The organism is Salipiger abyssi (assembly GCF_017311415.1).
GTDB lineage: Bacteria > Pseudomonadota > Alphaproteobacteria > Rhodobacterales > Rhodobacteraceae > Salipiger > Salipiger abyssi_A.
Map to the genome: position 1 here is coordinate 166,535 of NZ_JAEKIS010000006.1, position 13,486 is coordinate 180,020.

11 protein-coding genes and 1 tRNA gene are annotated in these 13,486 nt (G+C 66.2%); 8 read left to right on the forward strand and 4 right to left on the reverse strand.

Annotated elements, in window-relative coordinates:
- Nucleotides 1–30: 30 nt before the first annotated feature.
- From I6N89_RS10495 to I6N89_RS10505, 3 genes are all read left to right on the forward strand, one after another.
- Entirely contained in the window at nt 31–1,392 is a 1,362-nt protein-coding gene (locus I6N89_RS10495) for a M16 family metallopeptidase (protein ID WP_207018405.1), read from the forward strand.
- Nucleotides 1,389–2,702, forward strand: coding sequence for a M16 family metallopeptidase (locus I6N89_RS10500; RefSeq protein ID WP_207018406.1), 1,314 nt, complete (start codon nt 1,389–1,391; stop codon nt 2,700–2,702). The genes I6N89_RS10495 and I6N89_RS10500 overlap by 4 nt, the downstream gene beginning before the upstream one ends.
- Nucleotides 2,703–2,959: 257 nt before the next feature.
- The gene (locus I6N89_RS10505) at nt 2,960–3,673 is read left to right on the forward strand and encodes a DNA helicase (RefSeq protein ID WP_207018407.1); all 714 of its coding nucleotides are present in this window, start codon (nt 2,960–2,962) and stop codon (nt 3,671–3,673) included.
- A 97-nt stretch (nt 3,674–3,770) separates the two neighbouring features.
- Here the strand turns inward: I6N89_RS10505 and I6N89_RS10510 are convergent, their stop codons facing one another.
- Nucleotides 3,771–4,433: a TetR/AcrR family transcriptional regulator gene (locus tag I6N89_RS10510; RefSeq protein WP_207018408.1), complete on the reverse strand. Its 663-nt coding sequence runs from the start codon at nt 4,431–4,433 to the stop codon at nt 3,771–3,773.
- A gap of 138 nt (nt 4,434–4,571) precedes the next feature.
- On the opposite strand from I6N89_RS10510, the gene I6N89_RS10515 reads away from it, so the two are divergent.
- The 5 genes from I6N89_RS10515 (at nt 4,572) to I6N89_RS10535 (ending at nt 10,282) form a co-directional block, all read left to right on the forward strand.
- Nucleotides 4,572–5,468: a shikimate dehydrogenase gene (locus I6N89_RS10515; protein WP_236016544.1), complete on the forward strand. Its 897-nt coding sequence runs from the start codon at nt 4,572–4,574 to the stop codon at nt 5,466–5,468.
- A 32-nt stretch (nt 5,469–5,500) separates the two neighbouring features.
- Nucleotides 5,501–6,511, forward strand: a complete 1,011-nt coding sequence (locus I6N89_RS10520; RefSeq protein ID WP_207018410.1) for a DctP family TRAP transporter solute-binding subunit — start codon at nt 5,501–5,503, stop codon at nt 6,509–6,511.
- 68 nt (nt 6,512–6,579) lie between these two features.
- Nucleotides 6,580–7,107 (forward strand): TRAP transporter small permease, encoded by a 528-nt coding sequence (locus I6N89_RS10525; protein WP_207018411.1) that lies wholly within the window; start codon nt 6,580–6,582, stop codon nt 7,105–7,107.
- Between the two features lie 3 nt (nt 7,108–7,110).
- Complete coding sequence (locus tag I6N89_RS10530; RefSeq protein ID WP_207018412.1) at nt 7,111–8,385, forward strand: TRAP transporter large permease; 1,275 nt, start codon at nt 7,111–7,113, stop codon at nt 8,383–8,385.
- Nucleotides 8,386–8,395: 10 nt separating this feature from the next.
- Nucleotides 8,396–10,282: a bifunctional sugar phosphate isomerase/epimerase/4-hydroxyphenylpyruvate dioxygenase family protein gene (locus I6N89_RS10535; protein ID WP_207018413.1), complete on the forward strand. Its 1,887-nt coding sequence runs from the start codon at nt 8,396–8,398 to the stop codon at nt 10,280–10,282.
- A 20-nt stretch (nt 10,283–10,302) separates the two neighbouring features.
- On the opposite strand, the gene I6N89_RS10540 is transcribed toward I6N89_RS10535, so the two are convergent.
- The 3 genes from I6N89_RS10540 to I6N89_RS10550 form a co-directional block, all read right to left on the reverse strand.
- Entirely contained in the window at nt 10,303–12,393 is a 2,091-nt protein-coding gene (locus tag I6N89_RS10540; RefSeq protein ID WP_207018414.1) for a hypothetical protein, read from the reverse strand.
- A 343-nt stretch (nt 12,394–12,736) separates the two neighbouring features.
- A tRNA-Leu gene (locus I6N89_RS10545) sits at nt 12,737–12,821 on the reverse strand.
- A gap of 148 nt (nt 12,822–12,969) precedes the next feature.
- On the reverse strand, nt 12,970–13,461 hold the full coding sequence (locus tag I6N89_RS10550; protein WP_207018415.1) for an Lrp/AsnC family transcriptional regulator: 492 nt from the start codon (nt 13,459–13,461) through the stop codon (nt 12,970–12,972).
- Between the last annotated feature and the right edge of the window lie 25 nt (nt 13,462–13,486).

Genomic DNA, 13,486 nt, shown 5'->3' on the forward strand with positions numbered 1-13,486 from the left:
CATTCTGAGTTCAGACCGGAGACTTTGCCGATGAAGACACTCGCCGCGGCCTGTGCCGCCCTGGCTCTCGCAGCGCTCCCCGCGCTGGCCGATGAGCAAGAGCCGGTCACCACCTTCACGCTGGACAACGGCATGGATGTGGTGGTGATCGAGGATCACCGCGCCCCCGTCGTCGTCCAGATGGTCTGGTACCGCGCCGGATCGGCGGATGAGACGCCCGGACGGTCCGGCGTTGCGCATTTCCTCGAACACCTGCTCTTCAAGGGCACTGATACGCTGGCGCCGGGCGAGTTCTCCAAGGTCGTGGCCGAGAACGGCGGCAACGACAACGCCTTCACCTCCTACGACCAGACCGCCTATTTCCAGCGCATCGCCGCCGACCGGCTGGGGCTGATGATGAAGATGGAGGCTGACCGCATGGTCAATCTGCGGCTCGATGAGGAGGACATCCTCACCGAACGCGACGTGATCATCGAAGAGCGCAATATGCGGGTCGAGAACGATCCCGCCGCGCTGATGCGCGAGCAGCTGGGCGCGGCGCTCTATCTCAATCACCGCTACGGTGTGCCGGTGATCGGCTGGCGCGACGAGATGGAAACGCTCGATCTCGACGCGGCCTATGATTTCTATCACCGCTTCTACGCCCCCAACAACGCCATCCTGATCGTCGCCGGCGACGTGACGCCCGACGAAGTTGAAGCCTTGGCGGAAGAGCATTACGGCCCCCTGCCCGCGAACCCGGAAGTCGGCGCGCCGCGCGCGCGCCCGCAGGAGCCGCAACAACTTGCCGAGCGCCGGCTGACCTTCCGTGATCCGCGCGTGGCCCAGCCCTATGTGATGCGCCGCTATCTCGCGCCCGAGCGCGATCCGGGCGACCAGCGCGAGGCGGCGGCGCTGACGCTGCTGAGCGAGATCCTCGGCGGCGGCCAGACCTCGGTTCTGAACCGCGACCTGCAATTCGACAGCAAGGCGGCGCTCTATACCGGCGCCTTCTACGACGGCACCTCCTATGACGATTCGAGCTTTGGCCTCGTCGCCGTACCCGCTCCGGGCGTGACTCTGCCCGAGCTGGAAACGGCACTCGATAAAACGCTCGCCGCCTTCATCGACGAGGGCGTCGACCCAGATCAACTAGAGCGCATCAAGTTCCAGCTCCGCGCCGATCAGATCTACGAGCGCGACGACGTGCAGTCGCTCGCCCGGCGCTACGGCAGCGCCCTGACCTCCGGCCTGACGGTCGAGGATGTGCAGGCCTGGCCCGACATCCTGCAATCGGTCACCGGCGAGGAGATCGTGGCGGCGGCCCGCAAGGTCTTTGACCGCAAGCAATCGGTCACCGGCTATCTGATGCCCGAAGAAACGCAGGACGCCCCCAAGGAGGTGACCCAATGAAACCGGTTCTCGCCTTCGTCGCCAGCCTGTTCCTCGCAGGCCCCGCCCTCGCCGCCGCCGATATCCAGACGGTCGAAACGCCGATGGGCTTCACCGCCTGGCTGGTCGAGGAGCCCTCAATCCCCTTCACCTCGCTGGAGATCCGCTTCGAGGGCGGCACCTCGCTCGACGCGCCCGGCAAGCGCGGCGCAACCAACCTGATGGTCGGCCTGCTCGAAGAGGGCGCCGGCGAGTACGACGCACGCGGCTTTGCCGAGGCGCGCGACGCGCTGGCCGCCAGCTTCCGCTACGATTCCGGGCCCGACACCGTGTCGGTCTCGGCCAAGTTCCTGACCGAGAACCGCGACGAGGCGGTGGCGCTGCTGCGCGAAAGCCTGGTCGATCCGCGCTTTGGCGAGGATGCGGTCGAGCGGGTACGCGCGCAGGTGCTCTCCGGCATCCGCAGCGACCTCAAGGATCCCGACGCCATCGCCAATGCCGAGTTCGACCGTATGGTGTTTGGCGATCACCCCTATGGCTCGCAGCCCGACGGCACGGTGGAGAGCGTCACCGCCCTCACCCGCGACGATCTGGTGGCCGCGCACCGGGCGGCGCTGGCCCGCGACCGGGTCTATATCGCCGCGGCGGGCGACATCTCTCCCGAAGAACTCTCGGCGCTGATCGACCGGCTGCTCGGCGACCTGCCCGCCACCGGCGCGCCACTGCCCGAGGATGTTGACGTCGCCACCCAGGCCGGCACCACGGTCGTACCCTTCGACACGCCGCAATCGGTGGCGCTCTTCGGCCATAAAGGGCTGAAGCGCGACGATCCGGATTTCTTCGCCGCCTATGTGATGAACACGATCCTCGGCGGCGGCGGCTTCGAAGCGCGGCTGATGAAGGAGGTGCGCGAAAAGCGCGGCCTGACCTACGGGGTCTATTCCTATCTGATGCCAATGGATCATGCCGAGCTCTATCTGGGCCGGGTCGCCTCGGCCAATGACCGCATCGGCGAGGCGATCTCGGTGATCCGCGACGAATGGGCCAGGATGGCAAGCGAGGGCGTCACCGATGCCGAGCTGGCGCAGGCCAAGACCTATCTCACCGGCGCCTACCCGCTGCGCTTCGACGGCAACGGCCCCATCGCGCGCATTCTCGTGGGCATGCAGATGGACGGGCTGACCCCGGACTACGTGGTCACCCGCAACGCCGAGGTCGAGGCGGTGACGGCGGAGGATGTCAGGCGCGTGGCAAAGCGCCTGCTGCAACCCGACGCGCTGCGCTTTGTCGTCGTGGGCCAGCCCGAGGGGCTGGAGGACGTACCGGGCTAAAGGCGCCGCTCCTGCGGTTCGCACAGCACAGAGGCCGGGGCATCGCTCCGGCCTTTCTCTTTCGCACCGGTGGCCGGGATTTGCCACTTGAGCCTTCCCGCACCGCCCGGCTAGACTGCCCCCGTGCCTGGCTCGGGCCGCCCCCCTCCATCGGGGAAGCATGGATCATGCGGAGCATCGTCATTCCGGACCTGTCTCGTCCGAGCATATGCATCAGGAGGGGTTGCGTCGGCTGCTCGGAAGAGGAGGACCAGACTATGCATCTCTCCGCCCCCATCTACAGGCTGAAACGCAACGCCAGAGATCTCGCCCGCCAGCAGGGCATTCCCCTGCACCGGGCGCTGGATCGCGTTGCCAACGAAGAAGGCTATCAGAGCTGGAGCCATCTCGCCTCGCAGGCGCCGCAGGCGCGCCCGGCGGCAGCCGTCCTGTCGCGGCTGGCTCCCGGCGACCTGATCCTGATCGGAGCGCGGCCCGGACAGGGCAAGACCCTGCTCGGTCTGGAACTCGCGGCGCGCGCCGGCTCGCTCGGCAGAACCGGGTTCTTCTTCACGCTCGACTACCACGAACGCGACGTCAGGCAGCGGCTTTCAGAGCTCGATCTGCGCCCCTCCGCCGATGCAAGGGCCGTGCATGTGGATACGTCAGACGACATAACGGCGGATCACATCATTCGCTGCCTTGAGAGGTCAGGCGCCCCTGCGCTCGCGGTGATCGACTACCTGCAACTGCTCGATCAGAAGCGCAGCACTCCCGATCTCGAAAGTCAGATCGCGGCATTGCGGCGCTTTGTGAAGGAAACCGGAGCCCTCTGCGCCATCATATCCCAAGTCGACCGGTCCTTCGATCTAAGCGGCAGGACCATGCCCGGGCTTTCGGATATCCGCCTGCCGAACCCGCTCGACCTTTCCGCCTTCGACAGGGTTTGTTTCCTGAACGAGGGGCGGCTGGGAATGGCCGACGCCGCATAGGAAAGCAATGAAACGGGCCGGAACCTCGTCTGGCCCGTCCGCTCTGCCGCGAGGAAAGCCCGCAAGGGTTTGACGCGCGCGCCCGTTCGCGGAAGGGTCAGGGCGTCGCGCAGCCCGGGTTCTTCAGCGCCGACAACACGATGCTGCGCGCCGCCTCTTCGCGCAGCAGCGCCTGCCCCTCTTCGTCGAACAGGCTATCGCCAAAATTCAGCGTAAAGGTCGCGCGGTTGGAGACGTTGAAAAAGCTCATCGCACTGATGCGCCAGTGCAGCGCCAGCGGCGAGATATCCTCGCGGAACACGCCGCTGGCCCGGCCCGCCTCGCAGATCCGCTCCAGCACGCGGATCGCCGCGACGTTCTGCTCCGCCAGCCGCTCGATATTGCGCATATGGCTGCCGTCATGGATGTTTTCGACCATGACCAGCCGGATGAAATCCGGGTTCCGGCGGTGGTGGTCGAACGTGAATTCCACCAGCTTGCGCAGCGCATGATCTGGCGCGAGATCCTCGAGATCGAGCTCCGCCTCGCCCGCGCGCACCTCCGCATAGGCCTCCTCCAGCACCGCCTGATAGAGCGATTCCTTGTCGCCGAAATAGTAAAAGACCATCCGTTTCGAGGTCTTGGTCTTGGCCGCAATGTCGTCGATCCGGGTCCGAGACAGGCCGGTCCGGGCGAATTCCGCCCGCGCCACGCGCAGGATATCCGCTCGCACCGCCTCGGGATTTTGCTTCCAGCTCCTGAGCTTGGCAGGTTTGTCCAACAGTGCTCTCCCCTCCGACCGGCAACGCGCGCCGCGCGGCCATGGTAACATCTTAACCCGCTGGTTCAATTGGATTGACCGAATTAACCCGTTGGTTCATTATTGCGACGAATCGAAGCGCCTATGGAGGAGAAGCTCTTGGATCAGCCCGTCGCCACGGAACGCCCCATGCTGGCCGGTCTCATCGGCCGTGGGATCGCGCTGTCGCGCACCCCGCGCATGCATATGGAGGAAGCCGCGGCGCAGGGGCTGGGGTCGGTCTATCGCATCCTCGACATGGACGAGCCCGCCCGCCGCGAGCTGCCGCTGAAGACGATGCTGGAAAGCGCCGAGGCCTGCGGTTTCGACGGGCTCAACGTCACCTACCCCTACAAGATCGAGGTCATCGGTCTGCTCGACGAGCTTTCCGACAATGCGCGCGCGGTCGGCGCAGTGAACACCGTGGTGCTGCGCGACGGGCGCCGGGTCGGCCATAACACCGATCTCTGGGGTTTTGCCGAAAGCTTCCGGCGCGGACTAGCCGGCGAGGCCGTGGAGCATGTGCTGCTCGCCGGCGCCGGCGGCGCCGGTGTCGCCGTCGCCCATGCGCTCGCCGATTGCGGCGTGCGGCGGCTGTCGATCCTCGACACCGACGCGGCCCGCGCCGCGCAGCTCGCCGAACAGGTGATGACGAACCGCCCCAACACCGTGGCGGGCGCCGTTCCCGCGACCGAGGCGCTGAGCGGCGCCGACCGGCCCGACGGCATCGTCAACGCCACGCCCATGGGCATGGCCAAGCTGCCCGGCATGGCGGTTCCGGCCTCTTTCATCGACCCGGCCATGTGGGTCGCCGATATCGTCTATTTCCCGCTCGAGACCGAGCTTCTCCGGACAGCGCGCGCCAAGGGCTGCCGGGTGCTGCCCGGCACCGGCATGGCGGTATTCCAGGCGGTGCGCGCCTTCGAGCTTTTCACGGGGCGGCCCGCCTGTCCCGACCGCATGAGGGCGACATTCGACGCCTTCGACACCCGCCCGGCCCAGCCGGCGGGAACCTGAGACACGCAAGAACGCAAGAGGGAGGAATTTTCATGCGTTTCCAACCCAAGACCCTTGCCGCCACGGCGGCGCTCTGCGCGGGGCTCTTCGCTGCCGCCGCAAACGCGCAGACGCTGCGCGTTGCCCATGTGGACCCGGACGACTGGACCGGCTCCAAGAAAGGCGCAGCGGCGCAGATCTTCAAGAACATCGTCGAGGGCGAAAGCGACCTGACGGTCGAGCTCTTTCCCGCCGGCGCGCTCGGCAACGAGGACGAGCTGGTGAGCCAGGCGCAGGACGGGCTGACCCAGGTGGTGCTGGTCTCCGGCGCCATGTCCAAGATCTGCCCGGCGGCTTCCGTGCTGGATATCCCCTACACCTTCTCCTCGGCGCCGCTCGCCTGGGAGGTGCTGGACGGCGAGTTCGGCGACGCGCTGGCCGAGCACTGCCTCGAACAGACCGGGCTGCGCACGCTGGCATACGGTGAAACCGGCTTCCGCAACTTCACCAATTCCGAGCGCGAGATCCGCACCCCCGCCGATATGGAAGGTCTGAAATTCCGCGTGCAGCCGATCCCGCTCTATATCGAGATGGTCGGCGCGCTCGGTGGCGAGCCCACCCCCATCGCCTGGACCGAGCTGCCCAACGCGCTTTCCACCGGCGTCGTGGACGGTCAGGAAAACCCGGTCGGCGTGATCTACAACAACGGGCTGCACAAGCTTCAGCAATACATGACGCTCGACGGCCATGTGTATGCCGCCGACTTCCTCCTGATCTCGGACGAGTTCTTCCAGGGGCTTGAGCCGGCGCAGCAGGAAGTGATCCAGAAAGCCGCCATCGTTGCCGGCAATATGGGCCGCTCCATCCAGCAGTGGAACACCGCCGAGGGCGTGACCAAGGTGCAGGACGAGGGCATGCAGGTCTACAGCCCGACGGCAGAAGAGCTTCAGGCCTTTGCCGATGCGGCACAGCCCGCCGTGGTCTCCTACCTGCGCGAAGAGCTGGGCGACGATGCCGAGTGGATCGACCGGCTTCAGGACGCCGTGGCCGCGGCTTCGGAATAATCCCTGATCAAACCTCTTGCCCGGGCCGGCGGATCGCGCCGGTCCGGACCTTTTGAAGGAACTCTCCCGTGGACAGACTGATCAAGCTCGCACGTTGGGTATGCGGCTTCGGAGCCGGAGCGTCGATGGCGCTGGTCTTCGTCGTGATCTTCTTCAACTCGCTGCGCCGCTACACGGTGGGCCGTTCGGTCACCTGGGGAGAGGAGCTGCCGATCTACCTGACGATCTACGGCGTGATGTTCGGCCTGGCGCTCGCCTATCTGACCGACAGCCATATCCGCTTTACCGTGCTGATCGACACGCTGTCTGCACGGGTGCGCCGGATCCTGTTTTTGTTTTCCGATGTGGTCACCGTGATCACCGGCGCGGCGCTGGCCTATGCCGGCCATGTCTTTGCCATGCGCCGGGGCGATGTCACCGCCTCTGGCCTGAAATCGACAGCCGACGCGCTCGCCTCCAGCACCGGGATCGAGGCGCTGGTCTGGCTCGGACGGGTCGGTCCCTATCAATATGCCATCGCCTTCGGTGGCGCGCTGCTGGCGGTCGCCGCCGCCCTGAAACTGGCCGAGCGTCTGACGACGCCGGCGGAGGTGTAAGCCATGGTCTATGCCATTCTCATCGTCGGCCTTCTGGCCGGTGTGCCCATCGCCATCTCCATCGTCGCGGCGCTGCTGGTCTTCATGGGGCTGGGCGATCTGCCCTATACCCTGCGGATCGTGCCGACCGAGATGTTCAAGGGGCTCAACTCCTTCCCGCTGCTGGCCATTCCGCTCTTTGTGCTGGCCGGTGAGGTGATGAACGAATCCGGCATCACCAGCCGCATCATCGGTTTCGCGAGCGTCATCGTGGGCCGCATGCGCGCCGGGCTGGCACTGGTCAATATCTGGGCTTCGGTGATCTTTGCCGGGCTATCGGGCTCGGCCGTGGCCGACACCTCGGCCATCGGGCGCGTCTTCATCCCCGAGATGGAGAAGAAGGGCTATGACCGCAGCTTCGCCGCCGCCCTCACCGCCGCCTCTTCGGTGATCGGGCCGATCATTCCGCCCTCGATCCCGGTGATCATCTACGCGCTGATCGTCTCCGGCGTCTCGGTGCCGGCGCTGTTCATGGCCGGCGTGATCCCCGGCATTCTGCTGGCGCTGTTCCTCTCGGCCTATGTCATGCTGATGGTCAAGGTCGACCACGACGCCGCCGCCGAACACGACAGCGGCCAGAGCGCCGGGCAGGCGCTGCTCGCCGGCATCCTGCCGCTGCTGATGCCGGTCTTTGTGGTGGGCTCCATCCTGCTCGGCGTCGTCACCCCCACCGAAGCGGCAAGCTTCGCCGTGGCCTATGCGCTGATCCTCGGCGTTTTCGTCTATCGCAACATCGCACTCGGCGCCCTGCCCCGGATCTTTGCCAGCGCGATGAAGGACAGCGCGGTGATCCTGATCATCATCGCCGCCGTCTCCGCCGCCAACTGGCTGCTGACCTATAACCGCGTGCCCAACATGCTGACCGACTGGGTACTCGCCAATGTCGACAGCAAGACCACCTTCCTGCTCGCCGTCATCATTCTGTTCCTGCTGGTGGGCCTGTTCCTCGAAGGCATCGCGGCGATGCTGGTGCTGGTGCCGATCATGCATCCCATCGCTGTCTCCATGGGTGTGGACCCGGTGCATTTCGGCATCCTGGTGATCTTCAACCTGATGATCGGGCTGATCACCCCGCCGCTGGGCCTCTGCCTCTTCGTCGCCGAAGGGGTGGCGAATGTGGGCATGGCGCGGCTCATCCGTGCGATCATGCCGTTCTTCTTCGTCGAGGTTCTGGTACTGGTGATCCTCACCTTCGTGCCGGAAACGGTGATCTGGCTGCCGCGCGTTCTGGGATACTAGGAGACCTGCCATGAAGACCTCCATCGCCACCGTGTCCATTTCCGGCTCGCTTCCGGAAAAGCTCGAAGCCATCGCCGGCGCGGGTTACGACGGGATCGAGATCTTCGAGCAGGATTTCATCGCCCATGACGGCGGCCCGCGCGAAGTGGGCCGGATGATCCGCGACCACGGGCTGGAGATCACCCTGTTCCAGCCCTTCCGCGATTTCGAATGCCTGCCCGAGCCGCTGCGCAGCAAAGCCTTCGACCGCGCCCGGCGCAAGTTCGACGTGATGCAGGAGCTTGGCGCCGACCGCATCCTGGTCTGCTCCTCGGTGCATCCGCGCAGCCTTGGCGGCATCGACCGCGCCGCGGGCGACCTCGCCGAGCTGGGCGCCATCGCGCAGGAGCGCGGGATCTATGTGGGCTACGAGGCGCTGGCCTGGGGCCGGCATGTCAACGATCACCGCGACGCCTGGGAAATCGTGCGCCGCGCCGATCATCCGAATATCGGGCTGATCCTCGACAGCTTCCACACGCTGGGGCGCGGGCTCGACAGCGAGTCGATCCGCGCGATCCCCGGCGACAAGATCTTCTTTGTCCAGCTCGCCGATGCGCCGGCCATCGACATGGATCTGCTCTACTGGTCGCGGCATTTCCGCAATATGCCCGGCGAGGGCGATCTGGACATCCGCAGCTTTATGCAAGCGGTCATGGCCACCGGCTATGCCGGGCCGATCAGCCTCGAGATTTTCAACGACCAGTTCCGTGGCAACAACCCGCGCGGCGTGGCCGAGGACGGCTACCGCGCGCTGATCTCGCTGATGGACGATGTGCGCCGGGCCGAGCCCGACACGCCGGTGGACCTGCCCGAGATCCCCGCCCGCGTGAAGGCGCAGGGTGTTTCCTTCATCGAATTCGCCGCACAGGGCGACGAGGTCGACCGGCTTTCGGCCTTCCTCGCCACGCTGGGTTTCCGCCGCACCGGGCGGCATCGCAACAAGGCCATCGACCTCTGGCAGCAGAACGACATCCGCATCGTCGTCAATGCCGAGACCGAGGGCCACGCCGCGCATGCCTGGAACGCGCGCGGCACCTGCATCTGCGATATCGGGCTGAGCGTGACCTCGGCGCAGGACACCGTGGCGCGCGCAACCGCCCTTGGCTCGGCGCCCTTCGGCCAGCCGGTGGCGCCGGGAGAGCTGGATATCCCGGCGATCCGGGGGCTCGGCGGTTCGGTGCTGCATTTCATCGACGCGGAAAGCGGACTGGACCAGGTCTGGGAACTGGAATTCACCCCCGTCGATCAGGACGGCGCGGAGGCCGGGCTGATGCGCGTCGATCATCTGGCACAGACCATGTCCTATGAGGACATGCTGAGCTGGACGCTGTTCTATACCGCGCTCTTCGATATGGAAAAATCCCCGATGGTCGATGTGATCGACCCGGATGGGCTGGTACGTAGCCAGGTGGTCGAGGCGGCAGACGGCGCGCTGCGCATCACCCTGAACGGCGCCGAGACCCACCGCACCCTCGCCGGTCGTTTCCTGGCGGAAAACTTCGGCGCCTCGGTGCAGCATATCGCACTGACCACCGAGGACATCTTCGCCACCGCCGAAGCGCTCGACCGGCAGGGCTTCGAACCGCTGCCGATCCCGCAGAACTATTATGACGACCTTGCCGCGCGCTTCGATCTGAGCGAGGCCTTCCTCGCCCGGCTGCAAGCGGCGAATGTTCTCTACGATCAGGAGAATGGCGCGGAGTTCTTCCAGCTCTATTCACGCGTCTTCGCCGGCGGCATGTTCTTCGAGATCGTGCAGCGCGGCCCCGCCTATACCGGCTTCGGCGGCCCCAACGCGCCGTTCCGGATCGCCGCCCAGAAACGGCTGGGGCGCCACAAGAGCGTGCCTCAGAGCTAGACCTGTCCCGCCGGCGCCGCTCAAAGCGGCGCCACGAAAAGCGCTCCGCATTCGAAATCCGCTCCAAAGATCCTCAGCGGAACCCCGGGGCCGGAGAATACAAGCGCTTCCATGATATTGAGGCCTGTCACCCTCTCCCGCAGCACCGCATCCGGCAGCGTATGATACTGGCGCGCGCGCCCGAACCCCGCCGCCGTACCGTGGTCGACCGCAGCGGAGTCGCCCCCCGCCACAAAGAACCGCATACCCTGCCCCGCTCCCGGCTCACGCGGGCTTCCGGCGAGCACAAGCGGCCCTTCGGTGACCCCGCAAAACCCCGCGCCGGGCATAGCCGGCTGGTCCGTTTCGGCTCCGGCATCGCGCAGAGCCGAGGCCGGAAACACCGGCAGATCCAGGGGCGTGCCGGCAAGATCGACAATGGCGCGGTCACCGGTAAACAACCGGTCGAATACCGGGTCGCCGAAAAAATCCACCAGCCAGTTCCTGCCATAGACAAACGCCATTCCGGGTTCGTTCAGCATACGCAACTGCCCCTCTGTCGGGAGTTCATCTATCGGGCCGATGGCTTTGGGCGCAAAGATCGCCTCCGGCCCGCGAAGCGCTTCCGGCAGCATCGAAAGATCCAGGCGGCGCGGCATTTTCCGCGCTTTGGTAAAGAGGTAGACGCCGCTGAGCGGCGCGCCGTCCGGCGGCAGGACAATGTAGGATTCCGGCGCGGTGCGGGCGCGCCGGTGCCGGTCGGCAAAGCCTTCATCCTGCCCCTCCGGGATTGTCAGCACCGGCTCGCCGGGCGGTCGCCCGACGACGGGACGGATCGGCGTGATGCCGTGCCGGTCGAGGACTGCATATGCGAGCCCGGGAACGGCGCGCACGGCGTCGAATTCCGGGCGCGCAAGCTGCGAGGACAGGATGGCAGGCAGTTTGCCCGTAAGCTGCCCGGCATGAAAAGGCGAGCCGTCGATGATCCGAAACCGGTCGTATGAGCTGAATGCCGGAACATCGCCGCCACGATCGGCGGCGATCCAGGTCAGATAGCGGCGTACCGCCTGTTGCCGCCAGCCATGATCCTCATATGACACGAGGTCGATCTGCGTCGACGTGCCGGCCTCGATGGAGGCGACGCGCGGCACATAGACATAGACCACCTCGTCGAGCGCCGCCCTGTCCTCGGCCAACACCACATAGACCTCCGCAGAGGAGAGGTCGAAATAGGGCCCCGGGTCGCTCGCCGCCACCACCGCCTCTGCCACGGGCCGCTCCTGCGGCTCAGCAGCGGCGACATCGGGCGCCGGTTCCGCCTTGGCCTGCGCGACCGGTGCGGGGTCCGGCGGCGCAAGAACCTCCGGTGCCGCCTCCGGACGGGCCGGCAGAAGACCGAAATTGGTGACCACATAGAATCGCGCGCCGAGCGTCGGCTCGAACACTGGCGCCAATGTCGGGTGCCGCTGGTGCTGCGCCAGAAAGATCACCGCTTCCCCCGGCGCCGCGACCGCGGCCGCGAGCCCCTCTGCACCGATTTCCGACAGCTCCCCGAGTTTCATATCCGCACTCGCCAGCTTCTCGCCCAGCCAGTCGCGCGGGATCGTCATGCCGTAGCGGCGGATATCGAGCGGGCCTGGCACCAGCGGCACAGCGGTCGCCAGCAAGCTCGTCGCACCATCCTCGCCCCCTACGGGCGCCGGCGCGATCTCGGCGAGCGGACCGAGATCCTGAGCCGCCAGAACCTTCCCGTCCGGGCGCGTCACGCTGACCGGCTCCAGCCCGGACGGCGTGGCGACGAAGGCGAAATAGGGATTTTCAAAGAAATGCACCGCGAAGGGTTCGGCGAGCAGCCGCAGCGGCAGCGCCGTCACCATATCCGCATCCAGCAGCATGTCTCGTGCGTTCGCGTTGGAAAGCGTCACATAGCGCTCATAGCCAATGCCGGCATAGCCGAGCTCGGTTTCGAGCCGTGCCCGGTCGCGCCCGCCATCCGACATATAGACCGTGCCGAAAGAGGCGCGCGCCGTACCCGACGCGATGAAGACGGTGGCTTGATCGGAGGTCGTCAATGCGCGTTCCGCCTGCGCAGGCAAACCGCTCAGCGCCAGCGATACGATCAGGGCAATCACACAGCAAATCCAACGCATACCACCCCCATCAGATGAAAAGATCAAAAGAAATTCCCGGCACCCGCCGGAGGAAAGGCTAGCCGACCGCAAATGATGCCGCAACGCGGGCGCGCCGAAAACGCCCAGCCCGGCCCCCGCGCCATCGCTGTTGCCGCACCGTGCCGCTATTTTACAGGCGTCCGCCCTCCCCCGCATCCCCCAGGGGCATTGTGGACGCGATGAGCAGTCAGGAGAGCAGGACGACTTCCGCGCCCGCCCCGACCGTCCGTTCGATGGCTTTCATCACCCTTCGATTGGCTCATGCAGGCCTGGAATCGCGCGACGCACGGCAGGTCCGTCAAATTGGTGCGGGCGGCGGGAGTCGAACCCGCACGGGCCAGGCCCTAGCGATTTTAAGTCGCTTGTGTCTACCATTCCACCACGCCCGCACGACGCGACCGGGGCCGGCTGGCGCCCGGAATTCCCTGTCTCGCCGCAGCACCTGCCCGACGCGGAAACCGGCTCCGCGCCCGACACGCCGTCACGCGGGACTCGGCCCCTCTTGCCGGAAATTCACGCGCTTGACCAGAGCGCTGCTCAGCCCTCGCCGCCGCCCGGCGGCTGCGCCAGCCCGTCTTCCTTGACCGCCTGCATCGCCACATAGGTCGAGGTGGTCGAGACATGCGGCAGGGTGGAGATCTTTTCCGCCAGCACCCGGCGATAGCTGCGCATGTCGGCGGTGCGGACCTTGAGCAGGTAGTCGAAATTGCCCGCGATCAGATGCACCTGCTCGATCTCGGGGATCGCTGCCACCGCCGCGTTGAACTCTCCCAGCGAGGTCTCGCGCGTATCCAGCATGCGCACCTCGACAAAGGCCACATGATCAAGCCCCAGCCGGATCGGGTCGAGAATGGCGCGATAGCCGCGGATCACCACCAGCTCCTCCAGCCGCCGCAGCCGCGCCTGGGTGGGGCTTTTGGACAGACCGATGCGCCGGGCGAGCTCGGTGATGGAGATCCGCCCGTCCCCGGCGAGCGTGGTCAGAATCGCGCGGTCGAACCGGTCGAATTCATCGAAGTCATCTTGCATGGTGTTTCCCGCGTTTTTCAGTCGG